This window comes from Micromonospora sp. NPDC050495 (genome assembly GCF_040655175.1).
Lineage (GTDB): Bacteria > Actinomycetota > Actinomycetes > Mycobacteriales > Micromonosporaceae > Micromonospora.
Genome location: NZ_JBFAJK010000002.1, coordinates 15,330 through 32,041, shown reverse-complemented (window position 1 = coordinate 32,041; position 16,712 = coordinate 15,330). Strand labels below are relative to the sequence as shown.

Annotated in this window: 12 protein-coding genes; 9 read left to right on the top strand and 3 right to left on the bottom strand. The window is 70.4% G+C overall.

The features are described 5' to 3' along the window. Positions 1 to 148: 148 nt before the first annotated feature. Complete coding sequence (locus AB0I11_RS03440; RefSeq protein WP_357312095.1) at positions 149 to 883, bottom strand: hypothetical protein; 735 nt, start codon at positions 881 to 883, stop codon at positions 149 to 151. A 205-nt stretch (positions 884 to 1,088) separates the two neighbouring features. Between AB0I11_RS03440 and AB0I11_RS03435 the strand changes: the two genes are divergently transcribed. The 8 genes from AB0I11_RS03435 (at position 1,089) to AB0I11_RS03400 (ending at position 14,489) form a co-directional block, all read left to right on the top strand. Continuing rightward, the gene (locus AB0I11_RS03435; protein WP_357312092.1) at positions 1,089 to 1,967 is read left to right on the top strand and encodes a RimK family alpha-L-glutamate ligase; all 879 of its coding nucleotides are present in this window, start codon (positions 1,089 to 1,091) and stop codon (positions 1,965 to 1,967) included. Next, positions 1,964 to 3,079, top strand: coding sequence for a M20/M25/M40 family metallo-hydrolase (locus tag AB0I11_RS03430; RefSeq protein WP_357312082.1), 1,116 nt, complete (start codon positions 1,964 to 1,966; stop codon positions 3,077 to 3,079). The genes AB0I11_RS03435 and AB0I11_RS03430 overlap by 4 nt, the downstream gene beginning before the upstream one ends. Positions 3,080 to 3,110: 31 nt before the next feature. After that, positions 3,111 to 6,389, top strand: a complete 3,279-nt coding sequence (locus tag AB0I11_RS03425; protein WP_357312079.1) for an amino acid adenylation domain-containing protein — start codon at positions 3,111 to 3,113, stop codon at positions 6,387 to 6,389. Positions 6,390 to 6,395: 6 nt separating this feature from the next. Next, complete coding sequence (locus AB0I11_RS03420; RefSeq protein WP_357312075.1) at positions 6,396 to 9,041, top strand: acyl-CoA dehydrogenase family protein; 2,646 nt, start codon at positions 6,396 to 6,398, stop codon at positions 9,039 to 9,041. Between the two features lie 68 nt (positions 9,042 to 9,109). Continuing rightward, positions 9,110 to 10,252: a cytochrome P450 gene (locus AB0I11_RS03415; RefSeq protein ID WP_357312071.1), complete on the top strand. Its 1,143-nt coding sequence runs from the start codon at positions 9,110 to 9,112 to the stop codon at positions 10,250 to 10,252. 30 nt (positions 10,253 to 10,282) lie between these two features. Further along, complete coding sequence (locus AB0I11_RS03410; RefSeq protein WP_357312061.1) at positions 10,283 to 10,861, top strand: GNAT family N-acetyltransferase; 579 nt, start codon at positions 10,283 to 10,285, stop codon at positions 10,859 to 10,861. A 17-nt stretch (positions 10,862 to 10,878) separates the two neighbouring features. After that, on the top strand, positions 10,879 to 12,195 hold the full coding sequence (locus tag AB0I11_RS03405; protein ID WP_357312057.1) for an MFS transporter: 1,317 nt from the start codon (positions 10,879 to 10,881) through the stop codon (positions 12,193 to 12,195). Positions 12,196 to 12,551: 356 nt separating this feature from the next. After that, positions 12,552 to 14,489, top strand: coding sequence for an NB-ARC domain-containing protein (locus AB0I11_RS03400; RefSeq protein WP_357312053.1), 1,938 nt, complete (start codon positions 12,552 to 12,554; stop codon positions 14,487 to 14,489). On the opposite strand, the gene AB0I11_RS03395 is transcribed toward AB0I11_RS03400, so the two are convergent. Together AB0I11_RS03395 and AB0I11_RS03390 are read right to left on the bottom strand one after the other, a co-directional pair. Continuing rightward, the gene (locus tag AB0I11_RS03395; protein ID WP_357312047.1) at positions 14,440 to 15,132 is read right to left on the bottom strand and encodes a response regulator transcription factor; all 693 of its coding nucleotides are present in this window, start codon (positions 15,130 to 15,132) and stop codon (positions 14,440 to 14,442) included. The genes AB0I11_RS03400 and AB0I11_RS03395 overlap by 50 nt on opposite strands. Further along, the gene (locus AB0I11_RS03390; RefSeq protein ID WP_357312042.1) at positions 15,129 to 15,359 is read right to left on the bottom strand and encodes a phosphopantetheine-binding protein; all 231 of its coding nucleotides are present in this window, start codon (positions 15,357 to 15,359) and stop codon (positions 15,129 to 15,131) included. The genes AB0I11_RS03395 and AB0I11_RS03390 overlap by 4 nt, the downstream gene beginning before the upstream one ends. Before the next feature lie 353 nt (positions 15,360 to 15,712). Between AB0I11_RS03390 and AB0I11_RS03385 the strand changes: the two genes are divergently transcribed. Next, a complete protein-coding gene (locus AB0I11_RS03385; protein ID WP_357312038.1) occupies positions 15,713 to 16,501 on the top strand; it encodes a hypothetical protein in 789 nt (262 codons plus the stop codon). Positions 16,502 to 16,712: the final 211 nt, after the last annotated feature.

The window sequence follows — 16,712 nt, the reverse complement described above, 5'->3', positions numbered from 1 at the left end:
GTCTCTCCCTCACTGGAACGCTCTTCGGTGAGACCAATCTAGGTCACTGAATCCCTCATTTCGTCTGCACAACGATTACCGCTAATGTCCAAATTGACCTCTTGAGGTGCTCTCCGGGTAATCCAGCTGACTATTTCGACGCCGGCGATCAGGGCCGGAGCGCAGCCCCGCGCAACCGCTCGTAGTACGGCAGGTGGTAATCGCGGTAACCCCGCAGCACCGGATTCGCATCGACCACCGCGGCACCGCCGCCGGCTGTCCGCCGCCCGAAACCCCCGGTCCGGCTGGTCGACTGGTGCCACCGGCCGGTCGCCTGCCACTCCGGCCGCATGCCCGGCTGCCAACTCAACGCCTCCGGCACGAACGGGATGCCCACCGCCGCGCAGTACGCCCGCACGGTGTCCTCCGGCCGGTCCAGCAGGTCGTCCGAGTCGATCACGATCGGCGTCGTGCCGGTGGCCGACCGCACCGCGTCGAAGACCTCGTACAACCAGGCGAAGCCGATCTCGTCGCGGCCCAGGTTCGGGTTCAGGGCGAAGTGCGAGGCGATGGCCTCACTCGGGTGGCGAACGATGAACGTATGGGTGGCGGCCCTCAGGAAGGCCCGGTCGGCGAGCAGCGCCGGGTAGTGGAAGTCCATGGTGTCCTTGAAGAACACCGGCCGCTCGGCGGCGAGCGCGCGCAGGGCGTCGAGCACGTCCTGCTCGGTGTGCACGACCCGGTCGCCCACCTTCGCCGCGCCGAAATCGACCACCTGGGAGAACGGTTCGTGCACCACGAGGTGGTCGTTCCGCTCCGTCATCATCCGGGCGAAGGCGGTGGAGCGGCAGCGCGGCGCGCTCCACAGTGCGAGCACCGGTATCCGTTCGGGTGTGTTCTTCATCTGATTCCTTCCGCTATGACGCATTGAACGCCGCCCATTGTCGTACCGGCCGGGCGCGGATCAGGTAAGCGAAATGCGCAACCCGCGGGCGGAAATGTCAATGTAACGCGTCGCCCCGGATGAACCTCGCGCGGACGCGTCGAGGTCGGGCCGCCCGTAGCGTCACGAGGCAGCCGAGTTGTGCCGTCCTATTACGGAGGTCATGGTGCCATCGATACCAGCGCGCCACGACGGCGGCCGGATCGCCGTGTTGGCCAGCCGGGTCGGCGCGGACGAGAAGCGGCTGTTCGAGGCGCTCGATCGGCGTGGTGTCGACTTCGACCAGGTCGACACGCGCCGGTGTTGGTTCGCCGCCGGGCAGCGCGACCTGCCCTGGCGGCTCGTGCTGAACCGGGAGATCGGCCAGGTCCGGGCCGAGTACGCGGCCCGCTGCCTCGCCGCTGCCGGCGTCGACGTGGTCAACAGCGCCGACGCGACCGCGGTGTGCGGGGACAAATGGCGGACCACCATGGCGTTGCAGGCGGCCGGGCTGCCGGTGCCCCGCACCGCGCTCGGCCTCACCCCCGAAGCCGCGCTCGACGTGCTGGACGCCATCGGCTATCCCGCGCTGCTCAAACCGCTGGTGGGGTCGTGGGGCCGGCTCGTGGTCCGGCTACCCGACCGCACGGCCGCGGAGGGCGTGTTCGAGTACGTCGCCGCGCTGCCCGGCCCCCAGTCGCACCTCGGGTACGTGCAGGAGCTGGTCGACAAGCCCGACCGGGACATCCGGACGGTCATGGTCGGCGGGGAACTGCTGGGCGCCGTCTACCGGGTCGGCGAGGTGTGGCGGACCAACGTGTCCCTCGGCGGGCGGACCCGGCCGTGCGAGCCGACACCCGAGATCATCAAGCTGTCGACCGACGCCGCCGCCGCGGTCGGCGCCGACATCGCCGGCGTCGACCTGATCGAGGACAGCGACGGCCGGCTGCTGGTCCTGGAGGTCAACCACCGGGTCGAGTTCTCCGGCTTCCAGGCCGCGCTGGGCGACCGCGTCGACGTCGCGGACCGCATCGTGGCACACGTATTGGAGCGAGGGCGCCGATGAACTTCGCATTCACCTCATCCGGCGCGGTCACCGAGACGTACGCCGTGGGCCTGCTGCGCGGGATGCTGGAGGTCCCGTCCCCCTCCTACCAGGAGCGCGCGCTGGCCGATTACCTGGCCGACGCCATGGCGATCCTGGGTTTCCGCTCGCACATCGACACGGTCGGCAACGTCATCGGCGTGATCGAACGGGGCGACGGGCCGACCCTGATGCTGCTGGGGCACCTGGACACCATCCCGGGCGAGATCCCGGTCCACTGCGAGGACGGCAAGCTCTACGGCCGGGGCGCGGTCGACGCGAAGGGGCCCCTCGCGGCGATGATCTGCGCCGCGGCCAGCGCGGTGGACTTCCCCGGCCGGCTCGTGGTGGTCGGCGCCGTGGAGGAGGAGACCCCCTGCTCGCGCGGGGCGATGGCGATCCGGGTCACCCACGACCAGCCGGACGCGTTGATCGTCGGCGAACCCAGCGGCTGGTCGAGCGTGGTGCTCGGCTACAAGGGCAAGCTCGACCTGCGCTACACGGTCAGGCTTCCGTCCACCCACCCGAGCAATCCGGCGCCGAAGGCCTCCGACCTGGCGGTCGCCTGCTGGACCGCGCTGGTCGACCTGCTCGGGCCGGACGCGAGCCTCGGCGCGTTCGACCGGCCGGGCGCGACGCTGTGCCAGCTCAACGCGGACCTGACCACGGCGACCGTCGACCTCAGCATCCGCACCCCACCGGGCCACGACGGCGAGGCGCTGGTCCGCGACCTGCGTGACCGCCTGCCGGCCGGCGATATCGAGGTGCTGAACTCGGTCGCGGCCTGCCGTACGGGCCGGTCCACGCCGGTGGCGCGCGCGCTGATGGCCGGCATCCGCCGGCTGCACGGCCAGCCGCGGTTCGTGGTGAAGACCGCCACCTCGGACATGAACACCCTCGCCGAGGTCTGGGACATCCCGATGGCCACGTACGGCCCCGGTGACAGCCGGCTCGACCACGCCGACACCGAGCACATCGTGTTGTCGGATTACCTGCGTGGCATCGACGTGCTGTCCATCGCCATCTCGGAGCTGGCGCACCTGTCCGTCCGGTCGGGCGGCGATCAACCGGTTCCCGAGAAGACTCTCCAATGATCGATGCGACCAACCCGAAGGGGAGCTTCGCGTGAGCTCAGACGTGAGATCAGTGCCGGGAAGTGTCGCCGGCAACAAGAAGCAGTCGCTCGCCGCGATGTTGGCCAACGCGCGTGCGAGGGTCACCGACGGGCCGCGGCCCCGACAGGATCGCGACAACGTGCCGCTGTCCTATTCGCAGAACACGTTGTGGTTCGTGGACCAGCTGCAACCGGGGGAAACGACCTACAACGTCGCGTTCGCGTTCCGGCTCGACGGCGAGCTGAACGCCGACGCCCTCGCCGCGGCGCTCGCCAGCATCGTCGCGCGCCACGAGGCGCTCCGGACCTACGTCCTGGTCGAGAACGACCAGTACTTCCAGGGGATCGTCGAGGACCCCGAGGTCGTCGTGGAGCGGTCACCCGCGGACTCGGAGGCGGAGGCGAGCCGGATCCTGGCCGAACTCGCCGAGACCCGGTTCACGCTGACGACGTTCCCGCTGTGGAAATTCGACCTGGTCACCGTCCACCGTGACCTGCACTTCCTCAGCGTGGTCTTCCATCACATCATCTTCGACGGCGTGTCCTCGGCGATCTTCTTCGACGAACTGGTGCGGGAGTACAACGCCCGGCGGGTCGGCGTCGAGCCGGAGATCGAACCGCCGGCCGTCCAGTTCGCCGACTTCAGCGCCTGGCAGCGCAAGCGCCTGCAGGCCGGGGCGTGGCAGGCCAGCGTCGACTACTGGACGGAGACGCTGCGCGACGTCGAGGTCATGGACATTCCCGGTGACCGTCCGCTGCCACCCGAGGCGACCTACGCCGGCAGCTCGGAGACGAGCGAATGGAAGGGGGTCGCGGCCGACGTCAAGCGCCTCGCCCTGGCCTTGTCGACCACGCCGGCCACGGTGTACGCGACGGCCATGGCCTGCGTGTACCACCGGTACTCCGGATCCGAGGACGTCATCTTCGGGATGCCCAACGCGAACCGCGGCGAGATCGAGACCGAGCGGACCATCGGCTTCTTCATCAACATGCTGCCGCTCCGTTGCCCGGTCGCACCGGACGAGACGTTCCAGGAATGCCTGGCCGGGGTCCAGCAGCGGCTGCGCGGCGCCCAGGCGCACGGCTACCTTCCGCTCGAGGAGATCATCGCGCACACGAACGTCCAGCGGGACTCCTCGCGGTCGACGCTGCTGCAGTACACGCTGACGATCAACGAGTGGAGCGACCAGCTCCAGCTCCTCGACGGTGTCACGCTGACCGGCATCCTGCCCAGGACGACCCGCGCGAAGTTCTTCCAGCAGTGGACCCTCAACCAGGCCGACGAGGACCTGGAGGTCAACACCGTATACAACACCGACATCTTCGACCTGGCGACGATCCAGAGCATGCAGCGGGTGTTCGTCGGGTTCCTGCGCCGGGCGCTGGCCTCGCCGGACGTCGGCATGCAGCGGCTGTGGGACGCCGACGAGGAGTCCCGGCAGCTACAGGCCCGCCTGGGCGTCGGCACCCGGACGCCGGTGCCCACCGGCAACGTCTTCGCGCACTTCCGCGACGTCGCCGACGAGCACGAGCACCGCGTGGCGGTCAGCACGCCCACCGCGCGGCTGACCTACGGACAGCTCCTGCGCCGGGTCGACCTGCTGCGCGCCCACCTGAGCGCGGCCGGGGTCGGCGCCGGCAGCCGGGTGGGCGTCGCGCTCGAACCGTCGCCCGACTTCCCGGCGACCGTGCTGGCCCTCATGTCGCTGGGCGCGGTCTACGTCCCGATCGACGCGATGAACCCGCGCGGCCGCATCGAGGCGATCATCGACAACGCCGATCTGTTGTCCGTGATCTGCGACGCGACCACGGCCGGGATTTCACCGGAGCTGGAGTGGCGGTTGCCGGCCGACGCCGAGCCCCCGGCCGACCGGCCGGAGGTGGCCCGCGGCGAGGACGCGGTCGCCTACCTGATGTACACCTCGGGCAGCACCGGGACGCCCAAGGGCGTGCTCATCAGCCACGACAACATCCTCGGCTTCATCCGCAACGTGCGGACGCTGTTCGAGCTCTCGCCCTCGGACCGGGTGCTCGGCTACGCGTCCTGCGGATTCGACGTCTCGATCTTCGAGATGTTCGGTGCGTTGCTGAGCGGCGCGTCGCTTCACCTCGTGCCGTCCGGTCAGCGGCTGAGCATGCCGGATGTCCAGCGGCTCCTGGAGGAGCGCCGGATCACCGTGACGGACCTGCCGCCGTCGGTGATGAAGCTGCTCGATCCGGCACCGCTGCACGACCTGCGCATCGTGTTCGTCGGCGGCGAGGCGTTCTCCCACGAGCTCGTCCGGGCGTGGGGCAAGGGCCGCCGCATCTTCAACGGATACGGCGTGACCGAGTGCACCGTCACCAGCATCGTGAAGGAGCTGCGGGAGCCGCTGTCGCCGGCCGCCCTGCCCATGGGCGGACCGATGGACAACCACACGGCGTACGTGCTGGACGACCACCACCGGCCGGTACCCCAGGGGGTCATCGGGCAGCTCGCGCTCGGCGGCGTCGGACTGACGTCGGGCTACTGGCGCCGGGACGAGGACAACCGGGAGAAGTTCATCGCGGACCCGATCGGTCCCGATCCGACGGCCCGGGTCTACCTGTCCGGCGACCTGGCGCGGCTCAACGGCAGCGGCGACCTCGTGTACGTCGGGCGGCGCGACCGACAGGTGAAGATCAATGGCGTGCGGATCGAGATCGGCGAGATCGAGAGCGCGATCCGCGCGGCCGACGGGATCAAGAACGTGTACGTACAGGTCCGGCCGGACGGGGAGCAGAAGCGGGTCGTGGCGTACTGCGCGACCGGGGCGGGCGGCACCGTCTCCGAGGCGGTGCTGCGGGAGCACTGCCGCAAGCGCCTCGTGTCCACGATGCGACCCCACACCTTCGTGATCATGGACGAGCTGCCAATCAACGCGAGCGGGAAGATCGACGAGCGGGCGCTGCCCGCCGCCGACCCTGACGCCGTCGTCGAGTCCACGCCCGTGGAGCAGCTCAGTGACATCGAACGCATCATGCTCACCGAGGCGTTCGGGCCGATCCTGGGCCGCGTCGACTTCTCCAAGACCGCCAGCTTCTTCGACCTGGGCGGGACGAGCCTCCAGGCCGTCCAGCTGATGTCCAAGATCAAGAAGTTGTTCGCCACGACGATCTCCCTGGTCGTGTTCTTCAACGACTCGAGCGTGCAGAGCATGGCCCTGGAGGTCGAGCGGGCCCGGCTGGCCAGCATGTCGGCCGAGGAACTCGAACAGGCCATCGAGCAGATGAGCGAAGAAGACGTGGCCCGACTCCTGGCCAGCGAGTAGGCCGACATGGATGACGGCAAGCGCCTCAGCACCTACCTCAGTGCACGGTCGACGGCGACCCGCGTACCGGGCCTCGTCGCGATGAACCAGCCGGACCAGGCCGAGCGGACCCTCCTGTTCGCGCATCCGGTCGGCGGCAGCCTCCTCGCGCTCCAGCCGCTGGTGCGCAGACTCCCCGACTACCGGTGCGTCGGGCTGGAGGCCGCGCTGGACGTCCTCCTGGACGGGGAGCCGGCCTCGTCGATGCAGGAACTCGCGCGGCGGTACGTGGCGGGCTTCGGCGATCGGTGTCCCGACGTCGACGTGGTGTGCGGCTGGTCGTTCGGCGGCGGTCTCGCCTGGGAGATCGCCTGCCTGCTGGCCCGGCAGGGAGTCCGCCCGAAGGTGGTCCTGATCGACTCGACGTGGCGGTTCCGCGAATACCAGGAGCCCCTGCCGGGCGAGCAGCTACAGGGGTTCGTCGGCGACGCACTGAGGTCGGGCGGACAGGACGGCGAGTGGCTGGCCGACTCGCCGGCGGCGGCCGCCGACGCCCTGGGCATGGACATGGAGACGTTCTCGGAACGCTTCGAGATCTTCGTGCACAATTCCCGCCTCATCGGCACCTGGTGGCCCACGCCCGGCGATCTCGACATCGTCTCGATCCGCGCCACGGCGTCCTCCAAGTCGGACTGGGGCGCGATGACCTCGGGCGAGGTCGACGTGCAGGACCTGCCCGGCGGGCATTACGACCTGCTCAACAACCCGGAGAACCTGACCGCCATCGAAAAGATCATCCGGCACGCTCTGCCGGCCGCGGACACCGTCGCGGGCACGGACACGGACACGGACACGGACACGGGCACGGGCACGGGCACGGGCACGGACGACGGGAACGCCGCGCCCGACCTGTTCGCGTCGCTGACCGAGCTGATCGACACGGCCCGGTGGCGCGACCTCGTGATCCGGTCCCGGCGGATGGACGGGCAGGCCATCGCCGAGGCGTACCGGGAACTCGGCCGACGTGGCCTGCTCACCCCGGACTGGCCGCGCGGGTTCGGCGGCTCGGGGACGCCGACGTGGGTGAGCGTCGAGCTGTTCGAGCGGTTCATCGCGACCGGCCTGCCCGACCTCGTGTACGCGCTCACCGTGCAGATCGTGGGCTACTTCGTGCTGAAGTCCGGCTCCGACCGGCTCAAACGCGAACTGCTCCCGCGCATCAGCCGGGGTGAGGAGTTCGCCACCGTGCTCTACAGCGAACCGGGCGCGGGCAGTGACCTCGCCGCGCTCCGGACGCGGGCCGAGCGCCGCGGCGATCGGTACGTCATCAACGGCGTCAAGGTGTTCAGCATCTACAGCGACATCTCGGGTTCCGCACTGGTTGCCGCACGCACCGGCACGGACGGCAACAAGTACGACGGCATCACCCTCTTCGTCGTCGACCTGGCCGCACCCGGCGTGACCGTCGAACTCGTCGAAACGATCCAGCCCGAGCGCATGTGCCGGGTGACGCTCCGCGACGTCGAGGTCGAGAGCTGGCGCCGGATCGGTGCGGACGGCCGCGGGTGGGGGCTGCTCGACGGCGCCCTGGCCATCGAACGCACCGGCATCGACCACGTCGTCCGGGCGGCCCGATGGCTGACCGCGCTCCGCGCGGCGACCGGCCGACCCGACGACCTCCAGCTGCTCGAAGGGCAGGTCGAGTGCGCCACGACGGTGGCCCGCGCGGCGACCGAGGTGTTCCTGCGCCCCGATGCCGCGGCGACCGACACCGCCGTGGCCAAGCTGTACACGAGCGAGACCTGCCAGCAGGTCGGGCACGAGGTGCTGCGCCGCTGGCGGACGCTGGCGGACCGGACCGACCTCGACGATCTCGTCCGCGAGGAGCTGTACTCCGCGCTCACCGAGTCGCCCGGGCTCACGCTGTCGGCCGGCTCGTCGGAGATCATGCTGTCCACGATCAAGGTGGACCTCGGCGAGGAGTACTCCCGCCGCTGTCGGGAGATTCCCCTCCGTTTCGGGCCGGAGCTGGTCGACACGCTGGTGGAGGTCCTCGAACCGGTCGGCGCCGGCGTCCGGGCGCAGCCCTTGTTCGCCTACTCGCCGAACCGCCGCAGGGCGCTGGCGGACACCCTGGCCGAGCTGGGGTTCGACCGCGTGGAGCGCCCCGAGGACGAGGGCGGTCTCGGGCTCGGGCTCACCGCCGGGTGCGCGATCAGCCTGAGCCTCGGGTATCTCGGCTACGAGAACGCCTACCGACCTGGTCCCACCGGATCGCCCGAAGACCGCGTACGCCACGCGGCGTACGTGCTGGGCCTCGGCGTCGGGCTGTTCCGCACGGCCTGGGAGTACGCGTCCGGCCGCGAACAGTTCGGTCGGCGCCTCGTCGACCTCGACGCGTTGATGTTCCCACTCGTGCGCTGCTACGCCGAGCTGCACGCGGTGGGCACGCGCCTGTACGAGATCGCGAACACCGCGGCGCAGCTGAACGAGAGCGCGCTGCGGCGCTTCGAGCTGGTCCAGCAGGACGCGATGGTCCGCGTCGTACGCGCCTCGATGCAGGTCATGGGTGCCCGAGGCATCACGGCGTGGTCGGTCGCGTCGCGCTTCTACCTGCGGTGCGCGGAGAACATCGGACTACTCGACCCACTGCCAGGCAAGGAGACGTGCTGATGCGAGTCGATCTCGGCGCTCCCGGAGCGTCGGACCTCTACGACGAGTCGCGGTATTCGGACCAGGGCATGCACGCGGTGTGGCGGGAGATGCGCGCACTCGGTGGACTCCACCACCAGGTCACCCCCGATGGTCAGGAGTTCTTCGCGGCGGTGCGCCACGCCGACGTCCGGGAGGTGCTGAGCAACCACACGGCGTTCTCCTCGGCGTACAGCACGATGCTCAGCGTGCGCGGCGACGGGGACGTCGCGGCCGGGGCGGCGATCCACCTCACCGACCCACCGGTCCACCCCGAACTCAAGCGCATCTTCACCCCGCTGATGACGGTGCCGGCGACGCAGCGGCTCGCGCGGCGGATCGAGGAACGCATGCGAGAGTTGTTCGACACCATCCGCGGCCGTGAGTCGTTCGACTTCTGTGCGGACATGGTCACCCTGCCGATGACGGTCACCGGCGCGCTGATGGGCATCCCCACGAGTGAGTGGCCGGTCACCGGCCGGGCGACCGTGCGCGCGATGGGCGCAACGGACGCCGCCGAGTCGGAGTACCAGCGCCGTCTCGACCTCTTCGAGGCCCACACGACGATCATGACGGTGCTCGGGGACGTCCTGGAGGACGCCCCGCCGGATGACACGGTGATCGGCCGGTGTCCACGGACCGCCGCCGTGGTCGACGACTCCGGCCGGGACGTCGCGTTGCTGAACGCCTACGCGTTCCTGATGGGAGCGAATCCGACCATTCCCCAGACGATCAATCAGATGTTGATCCTGCTGGCCGGCGATGACGACCTGTGGTCGTGGTTCACCCGCCAGGAACGCACGGAACAGCGGTTCGTCGACGAGGCCCTGCGGTGGGCGAGCCCCATCAACCACGTGCTGCGGCGCACGACCGCCGACCTGACACTCGCCGGAACCGAGGTCCCGGCCGGGTCGTTGGTCAGCGCATGGCTCGCCTCGGCGAATCGCGACGAAGAGGTGTTCCCGGAGCCGTTCCGGTTCGTCCCCGACCGTTCCCCGAACCAGCACACCGCGTTCGGATTCGGTGTGCACCGGTGCATCGGCCAGCACGTGGCCATCGCCGGGATGAAAACGTTCTTCGATCTCTGGCGCGAGAGCGTCCGATCCGTTTCCCTTGCTGGTGAGCCCAGGCATCTCGTGTCGAACTTCCTGAACGGCGTCGTGAGCCTGCCGCTCTCGGTCAACTGGAAATAGGCGGCACCCACGCCGCGGAGAGAAGGACGTGTGAGTGACCTGATGGCAACCGTGGTCGGCCCGGACGACTGGCCGAGGGTGGAGCGGTTCTTCGGCCCGAAAGGGCTCACCGAACACTGCTTCTGCCAGTACTTCCGGCTGGAGCGGAAGGACTACGCCGCATGTCGTTCCGCAGCGCGACGGGACCGCCTCGCCGAGCTGATCACCACCGGTGAGCGGGTCGGAATCCTCGGTTCGATCGACGAGGTACCGGTGGGTTGGATCGGGGTCGGTCCCCGCCTGGGCTTCCCGCGGCTGCGCACCTCCCGCGCGGCGAAGCTGCTTCCCGGGGACGACCCGGCGCGCATCTGGTCCATCGTCTGCGTCTACCTCGCCCGCGAGCAGCGGCACCAGGGCCTGCTCCGGGTGCTGATCAACCGGGCCGTGCAATGGGCCCGGGACGAGAAGGCCGACCTGATCGAGGCCTATCCCGAGGACGACCGGGACCCGGCGACCCGAATCGACCCCCGCAGCTTCCGCGGCCGGGTCACCACGTTCGAGGCCTGCGGATTCGCTGTCGTCGAGCCCCGGTTGCAACACCGGGCGCTGATCCGCAAAGACCTTCGATAACCTGTTGAGGAGTGCACATGGGCCTGGGGCGTAGTTTCAACCGCCTGTGGTTGTCGCAGGGCTTGTCCAACACGGCAGACGGCCTGGTGTCGGCGGCCATACCGCTGCTCGCCGTGGCGATCACCCGGGACCCGCTGCTGATCGGCGGGATGACCGTGGCGAACTTCCTACCGTGGCTGCTGTTCACCCTGCCGTCCGGTGAGCTCGCCGACCGCATCGACCGGCGCCTCATCATGGTCGTCGGCAACGTGTTCCGCGCGGTCGCGTTCGGCCTGCTCGTCCTGGCGCTGCTCGCCCACCTGCACAGCATCGTCATCCTCTACCTGGCGGTGTTCCTCGCCGGCTCGGCCGAGACGATGGTCGACAACGCGGCGCTGACGGTTCCGCCGCGCCTGGTCGAACGCAAGGACCTCGAGCGGGCGAACGGACGCCTGTTCGCCGTCCAGTCGGCCATCAACACGTTCGTCGGTCCGCCGGTGGGCGCCGCGCTGTTCGCGGTGTCGGCGTGGCTGGTCTTCACCACCGGGGCCGGGCTGTTCGCGATCGCCGCGCTGGCCCTGATCACACTGCCCCGGCTGCTGCCGACGGCCAGTGAGGTCAACAACTCCCGGCCCACGCCCGGGTCCATCGCGCGCAACATCCGGGCCGGCTGGTCCTACTTCTGGAACCACAAGCTGCTGCGTCGGGTGGCGTTCATCTCCGCCTCGATCAACGGTTTCGGAGCCGCCACCGGCGGTCTGATCGTGCTCGTGGCCACCGGGCCGCTCGGCGTCACGCCGGCGTGGTGGGGCGTCTTCATCGCGGTACCGGCGGTGGGCTCCATCGCCGGCTCGCTGATCGCGTCGAAGCTGGTCCGGGTGATCGGCGGTGGGCCGGTGACCTGGCTCGCGGCCCTGGTGCCCGCGGCCACCTACGCCGCGTTCGGCCTCAGCACCAGTGTCGTCCTCGTCGAGATCTTCCTGTTCTGCAGCGCGGTGGCGACCGCGATGAACCAGATCGTGGTCAGTACGCTGCGGCAGGCCTCAGTGCCCGACGAACTGCTGGGCCGGGTCACCGCCGCCTATCGCCTGATCGTGCTCGGCGTCGTACCGCTGGGTGCGTTGCTGGGCGGGGTGCTGGCCCACTACCGGGGAACCTCGGCCACGTTCATCGGCGCCAGCATCGGGTTGACGCTCGCCGCGCTCGTGTTCGCCTCGCGGGTGACCACGCGGGGCCTCCGCGGGGCCGAGCAGGCCGGCCACCCGGGGACGAGCGCGCCGTCGCCCGGACCCGACCGGAGCGATGCCGACTCGGGCGAGCTGGCGGACACCGAGGTCGTCACCCAGCAGAACTGACAACGATGCGCGGACGAAGCTGACCCCGAACGGTTTCGGGGTCAGCTTTGCGCGTGGCCGGGGGCACGTGGTGCCTTCGCCGATTCGAGAACGGGTCCGGATGGCGGCCGGCCGGGGGGGTCCCCCGGCCGGTGTCTGCGCAGCCCACCGGTGCGGCTCGGGTCGGGCCTCCGCCCGTAGGTCGGAACCGCCCGCCATCTGTGGCAAGACTTCGGCCATACGAACATTCACGTCGGGAAGCATGTGTGATTCGCTGTCCGGAAGGCGCCGGACATCGACGTTCGCGCACGCAGGCGATCGCGTGGATCATTCACTCCGAGCGTTCTACAGCATCGGATATGGGAGGCCGCGATGCCATGGACTTGGCGCTGCAGTTGCTAGAGCAACTATGCCTGGACCTACGGCAACTCCGACTCCAAGCGGGCGGCCCCAGCCTGCGTGACCTGGCCGACCTCGTGGGCATCAGCAAGAGCCAGCTGGGTTCGATCCTGTCCGGGCAGGTTCGCCGGCTGCCCGACTGGGACGTGGTCAAAGGTCTGGTGGAGGCGGTCCGCAAGTACAGCGCCGACCGCGGGCGGCTGGGCCAGCTGTCGTTGACCACCGGCGTCGACGAGTTCTGGCGGCCCCGTTACGCGGCGGTCGAACACGCGTTCAGCTACCGGCAGATCCACCGCTCCGAGACACTGCGGATCCCCGAACCGGCTCCGCCCGAGCCGCACCCGCCGGCCGTACCGCACCAGCTGCCGCCCGCCGTGTCCCACATCAGCGGCCGATCGGCCGAGCTGGCCGCGTTGGACGCGGTGATCGCACCCGACGCACCGGCCGGCTGCGCGGTGATCGCGGTCATCGGTGGCATGGCCGGCGTGGGAAAGACGGCGCTGGCCGTGCACTGGGCCCACCAGGTCGCCGGTCGCTTCCCCGACGGACAGCTGTACGTCAACCTCCGCGGGTGTGATCCGGACGGGCCACCGATGCCTCCCGACGCGGTCGTGCGGGACTTCCTGACCGCCCTCGGCGTACCGGCCGGACAGATTCCCGCGACCACCGCCGCGCGCATCGCCCTCTACCGTTCCCTGCTCTACAACCGCCGGATGCTGCTGGTGCTGGACAACGCGCACACGGTCGAGCAGGTGCGGCCCCTGCTGCCGGCGAGCTCGGGCTGCCTGGTCCTGGTGACCAGCCGGAGCCGGATGGCTGGTCTGATCGCCGCCGACGGCGCCCGCTCGGTGATGCTCGACGTACTGGCCGTCGACGCGGCCGGGGACCTGCTGGCACGCCGCCTGGGGGCACACCGGGTAGCCGCCGAGCCGCACGCGGTCCGCGACGTCGTCGAGCGGTGTGGCGGGCTGCCGCTGGCGCTGGTCCTCGTCGCCGCCCGGGCGCTGGCCCACCCCGGCGTGGCCCTGGACACGCTGGCTGTCCGGCTGTTCGACCGCGGCCGCGAACCGAACGCGCTCGGCGGCGATCCGGCCACCGAGCTCGAGACCGCGTTCTCCTGGTCGTACCGCCGGCTCAGCCCGCCGGCCGCCCGGCTGTTCCGGCTGCTGAGCCTGCACCCGGGGCGGGACGTCCGCGCGGCCGCGGCCGCCAGTCTGGCCGCCCTCCCGCTGGCCGAGGCGATCCTCCGGCTGTCCGAACTCAGCGGGGCGGCCCTGGTCACCGAGCGGAGGCCGGGCTGGTACGCGCTTCACGGCCTGGTCGGCGCCTACGCCGGCGACCTCGCCGCGCAGACCGATCCCGAAGACGCCCGGCACGCCGCGACGGTCCGGCTGCTCGACCATTACGTGCACAGCGCGCGGGCTGCCGCGGCTGTCCTGGATCCCGGCGACGATCCGGACCCGGTGCCGCTCGCCCCGCCGGCCGCCGGCGTCATCCCCGAGCCGCCGCACACCGACCGGTCGCCTGCGACGGCCTGGTTCGACGAGCGGCGACCCGTGCTCCAGAGCGTGCTGCATCACGCGATCGGCGCCGGGTTCGCCGCCCACGCCTGGCACCTGGCCTGGAGCCTGGACACGTATCTGGCGCACGGCGGCCACCGGCCCGACCGGGTGGACGTCTGGCAGGTCGCGCTGCGCGCCGCGGATCGACTCGACGACCCGGACGCCCGGGCGGTGGCCCGCCGCCGGTTGGCCGACGCCTCGATCCGGCTGGACCGGACAGTCGAGGTCCTCGCCCACAACGAGCGCGCCCTCGCGCCCCACCCGCGTCGCGGCGGCGCCCGGCGCACCGCCTTCGACGGCGAGGTCAGCTCGCCCGCTTCTCCAGGTCGGGATCGTGCCCAGCCGATTGGATGAGCCCGGACCGGTAGGCCAGCGACACGAGCTGCGCGCGGTCGCGGACGCCGAGCTTGGTACGCACCCGGTAAAGGTGCGTACGCACGGTGGCGACGCCGATGATCAGCTCACGGGCAACGTCCTCGGTCGACATGCCCCGGGCCACCATCTGGGTCACCTCCCGCTCGCGCGGGGTCAGGTCGGTCACCTCCGGATACTGCGTCGAGGCCGTGCTTTCCGGTTGCTCGCGGAACCAGGTGACCAGGCGCTGCGCGACGTTCGGGGCGAGCATGGCCCGACCCGCGGCCGCCGCCCGGATCGCGGCGACCAGTTCCTGCGGGCTCGCGTCCTTGCCGAGCAGGCAGCTCGCGCCCGCGTGCAGTACGTCGCTGACGGTCTTGTCGGCGTCGGACGCGGTGAACACGACGATGTTGGGTGGCGGGTCTTCCTTGCCGAGCCGGCGGATCATCTCGAGGCCGGAGATGATCCGCAGGTTCAGGTCGGTGACCACGACATCGGGCCGCGCGGTACGCACCAGCATGATCGCCTCCATGCCGTTGTCGGTCGTCCCGATCACGTCGATGTCGGGCACGGCGTCGAGTAGCGTCCGCATGCCGTCCCGGACGACCGGCAGTTCATCGCAGATGAGTGCGCGGATGGTCATCGCGTCCCGCCTCGGGACGGGTCACCGGAGGCCTGGTCGACGAAGGCCGCGACACCGGCCACGGTCGGACGGTCGAATAGATCGAGGAGTGTCATATCCACTTGGAAGTCCGTCCGCACCAGCGCGACCAGTCGCGCGGCGAGCAGGGAATGGCCGCCGAGGGCGAAGAAGTTGTCATCGACGCCGACCCGTTCCCGGCCGAGCAGATCCATGAACAGGGCGGCCACCCCCTGTTCGGTCGGCCCGCGGGGTGCGCTCGGGTCATCGACGCCCTCGCCAGCCGGAAGATCCGCCGTGTTCGTTCGCTGCCACACATCAGCCATCTGTCCGTTGTTCTGCTCGCCGGTATTGGCGGGCTATCCAACAGATATCGGCAGCGGAGAATGCGTGCCCGGCCCGCCCTCCCGGATTGGTGGATCTCGGGTGTTTCGCCCGGTTGCCCGGTCGACGGGGAGTCCGCCGCCGGTCGCTGATACACCGGGTCACCGCCGCAACGGGCGCCGGTGATCGCCAGACGATAGGCGATCGATACCGTCCCCGGGTTGCCTGGTGCGCTGGGGAGACAGTGAAGGGGTGGGCGGTGGAGTTGACGACGTGGCGGCAGCTGTGCGATCGGGGACGTGACCTGGTCCTGTGCCTGGACTTCCCGGGCGGGCGGGCCGCCGCCGGCTTCGCCGACCTGGCCGCCGGGGCCCCCGTCGAGCTGTGCTTCCTCCACATCGCCTGGTCGGGCCTGCACGCGGATTCGCGACTGGACGCGCACATCGCGCAGTGGGTGGGCGAGGCGCTCGCGAGCCGTCGCCCGGTGCGGGCCGTACTGGGCTTCTGCGCCGGGACGGCCCTGGCGACACGTGTCGCGGACGCGGTCAGCGCGACGGCCGGCGCGACACCACCCGCGGTCCTGCTGTTCGACGCGGCGGCGGTGCCGGACGCTGCGCTCCGCGACCAGTTCGTGTCGGCGGTCCAGGCCTCCGCGCCCTACCTGGCCGATGGCGAGCTGGACGACGCCCGGCAGTGGTCGCGGGAACTGCTCGCCACCGGCCGGGACGACCTGCCGCGGGTCGCCACGGCGTTGGTCGACCGGTACGACCAGCTCATGTCGGGCATCGCCGACCGGCTGTCCCTGGGTGAGGTCCTCCGCCGGGAGCTCACCGACGGATTCGCCGCGTACATGGCCTACCTGCTCCTGGCCGCCCAGGGCGGACTGGATCTGCGGGTAGGGACTCCGATGTTCCTGTCCTCGCGGGACCACAGGCCGCCGGTGGATACGGCGCGCGGCATGTCGTTCGGGGTCGACCGCGAGCGGCTGCTGGGCGACGCCGACGTGTGGCGGGTCGTCGCGGGCGTGCTGGGCGAAGCGCGGCCGTAGTCCGGATCCGGGCCGCGCCGCTCCGCCAGTCGCAAGCCGGGCGGTTGGCGACCGGGCTCCCCCGACTCCCGTTCCGGCCTCGCCGCATTCCGCAGTTCGCCGCATATCCGCGCGAAAAGCGCGCCTCGCCGCGGGATTCCGGACGCGTCCATAACTGTCCGCAAGATTTGCTGGACACGCGCGGACGACCTGCGCGTACGGTCCAGCCGTC

Bases quoted from the DNA above. Each gene is read 5' to 3' on its own strand.
- AB0I11_RS03415 (WP_357312071.1), top strand. From the start codon at position 9,110: ATGCACGCGGTGTGGCGGGAGATGCGCGCACTCGGTGGACTCCACCAC.
- AB0I11_RS03400 (WP_357312053.1), top strand. From the start codon at position 12,552: ATGGACTTGGCGCTGCAGTTGCTAGAGCAACTATGCCTGGACCTACGG.
- AB0I11_RS03395 (WP_357312047.1), bottom strand. From the start codon at position 15,132: ATGACCATCCGCGCACTCATCTGCGATGAACTGCCGGTCGTCCGGGAC.
- AB0I11_RS03405 (WP_357312057.1), top strand. From the start codon at position 10,879: ATGGGCCTGGGGCGTAGTTTCAACCGCCTGTGGTTGTCGCAGGGCTTG.
- AB0I11_RS03430 (WP_357312082.1), top strand. From the start codon at position 1,964: ATGAACTTCGCATTCACCTCATCCGGCGCGGTCACCGAGACGTACGCC.
- AB0I11_RS03440 (WP_357312095.1), bottom strand. From the start codon at position 883: ATGAAGAACACACCCGAACGGATACCGGTGCTCGCACTGTGGAGCGCG.
- AB0I11_RS03420 (WP_357312075.1), top strand. From the start codon at position 6,396: ATGGATGACGGCAAGCGCCTCAGCACCTACCTCAGTGCACGGTCGACG.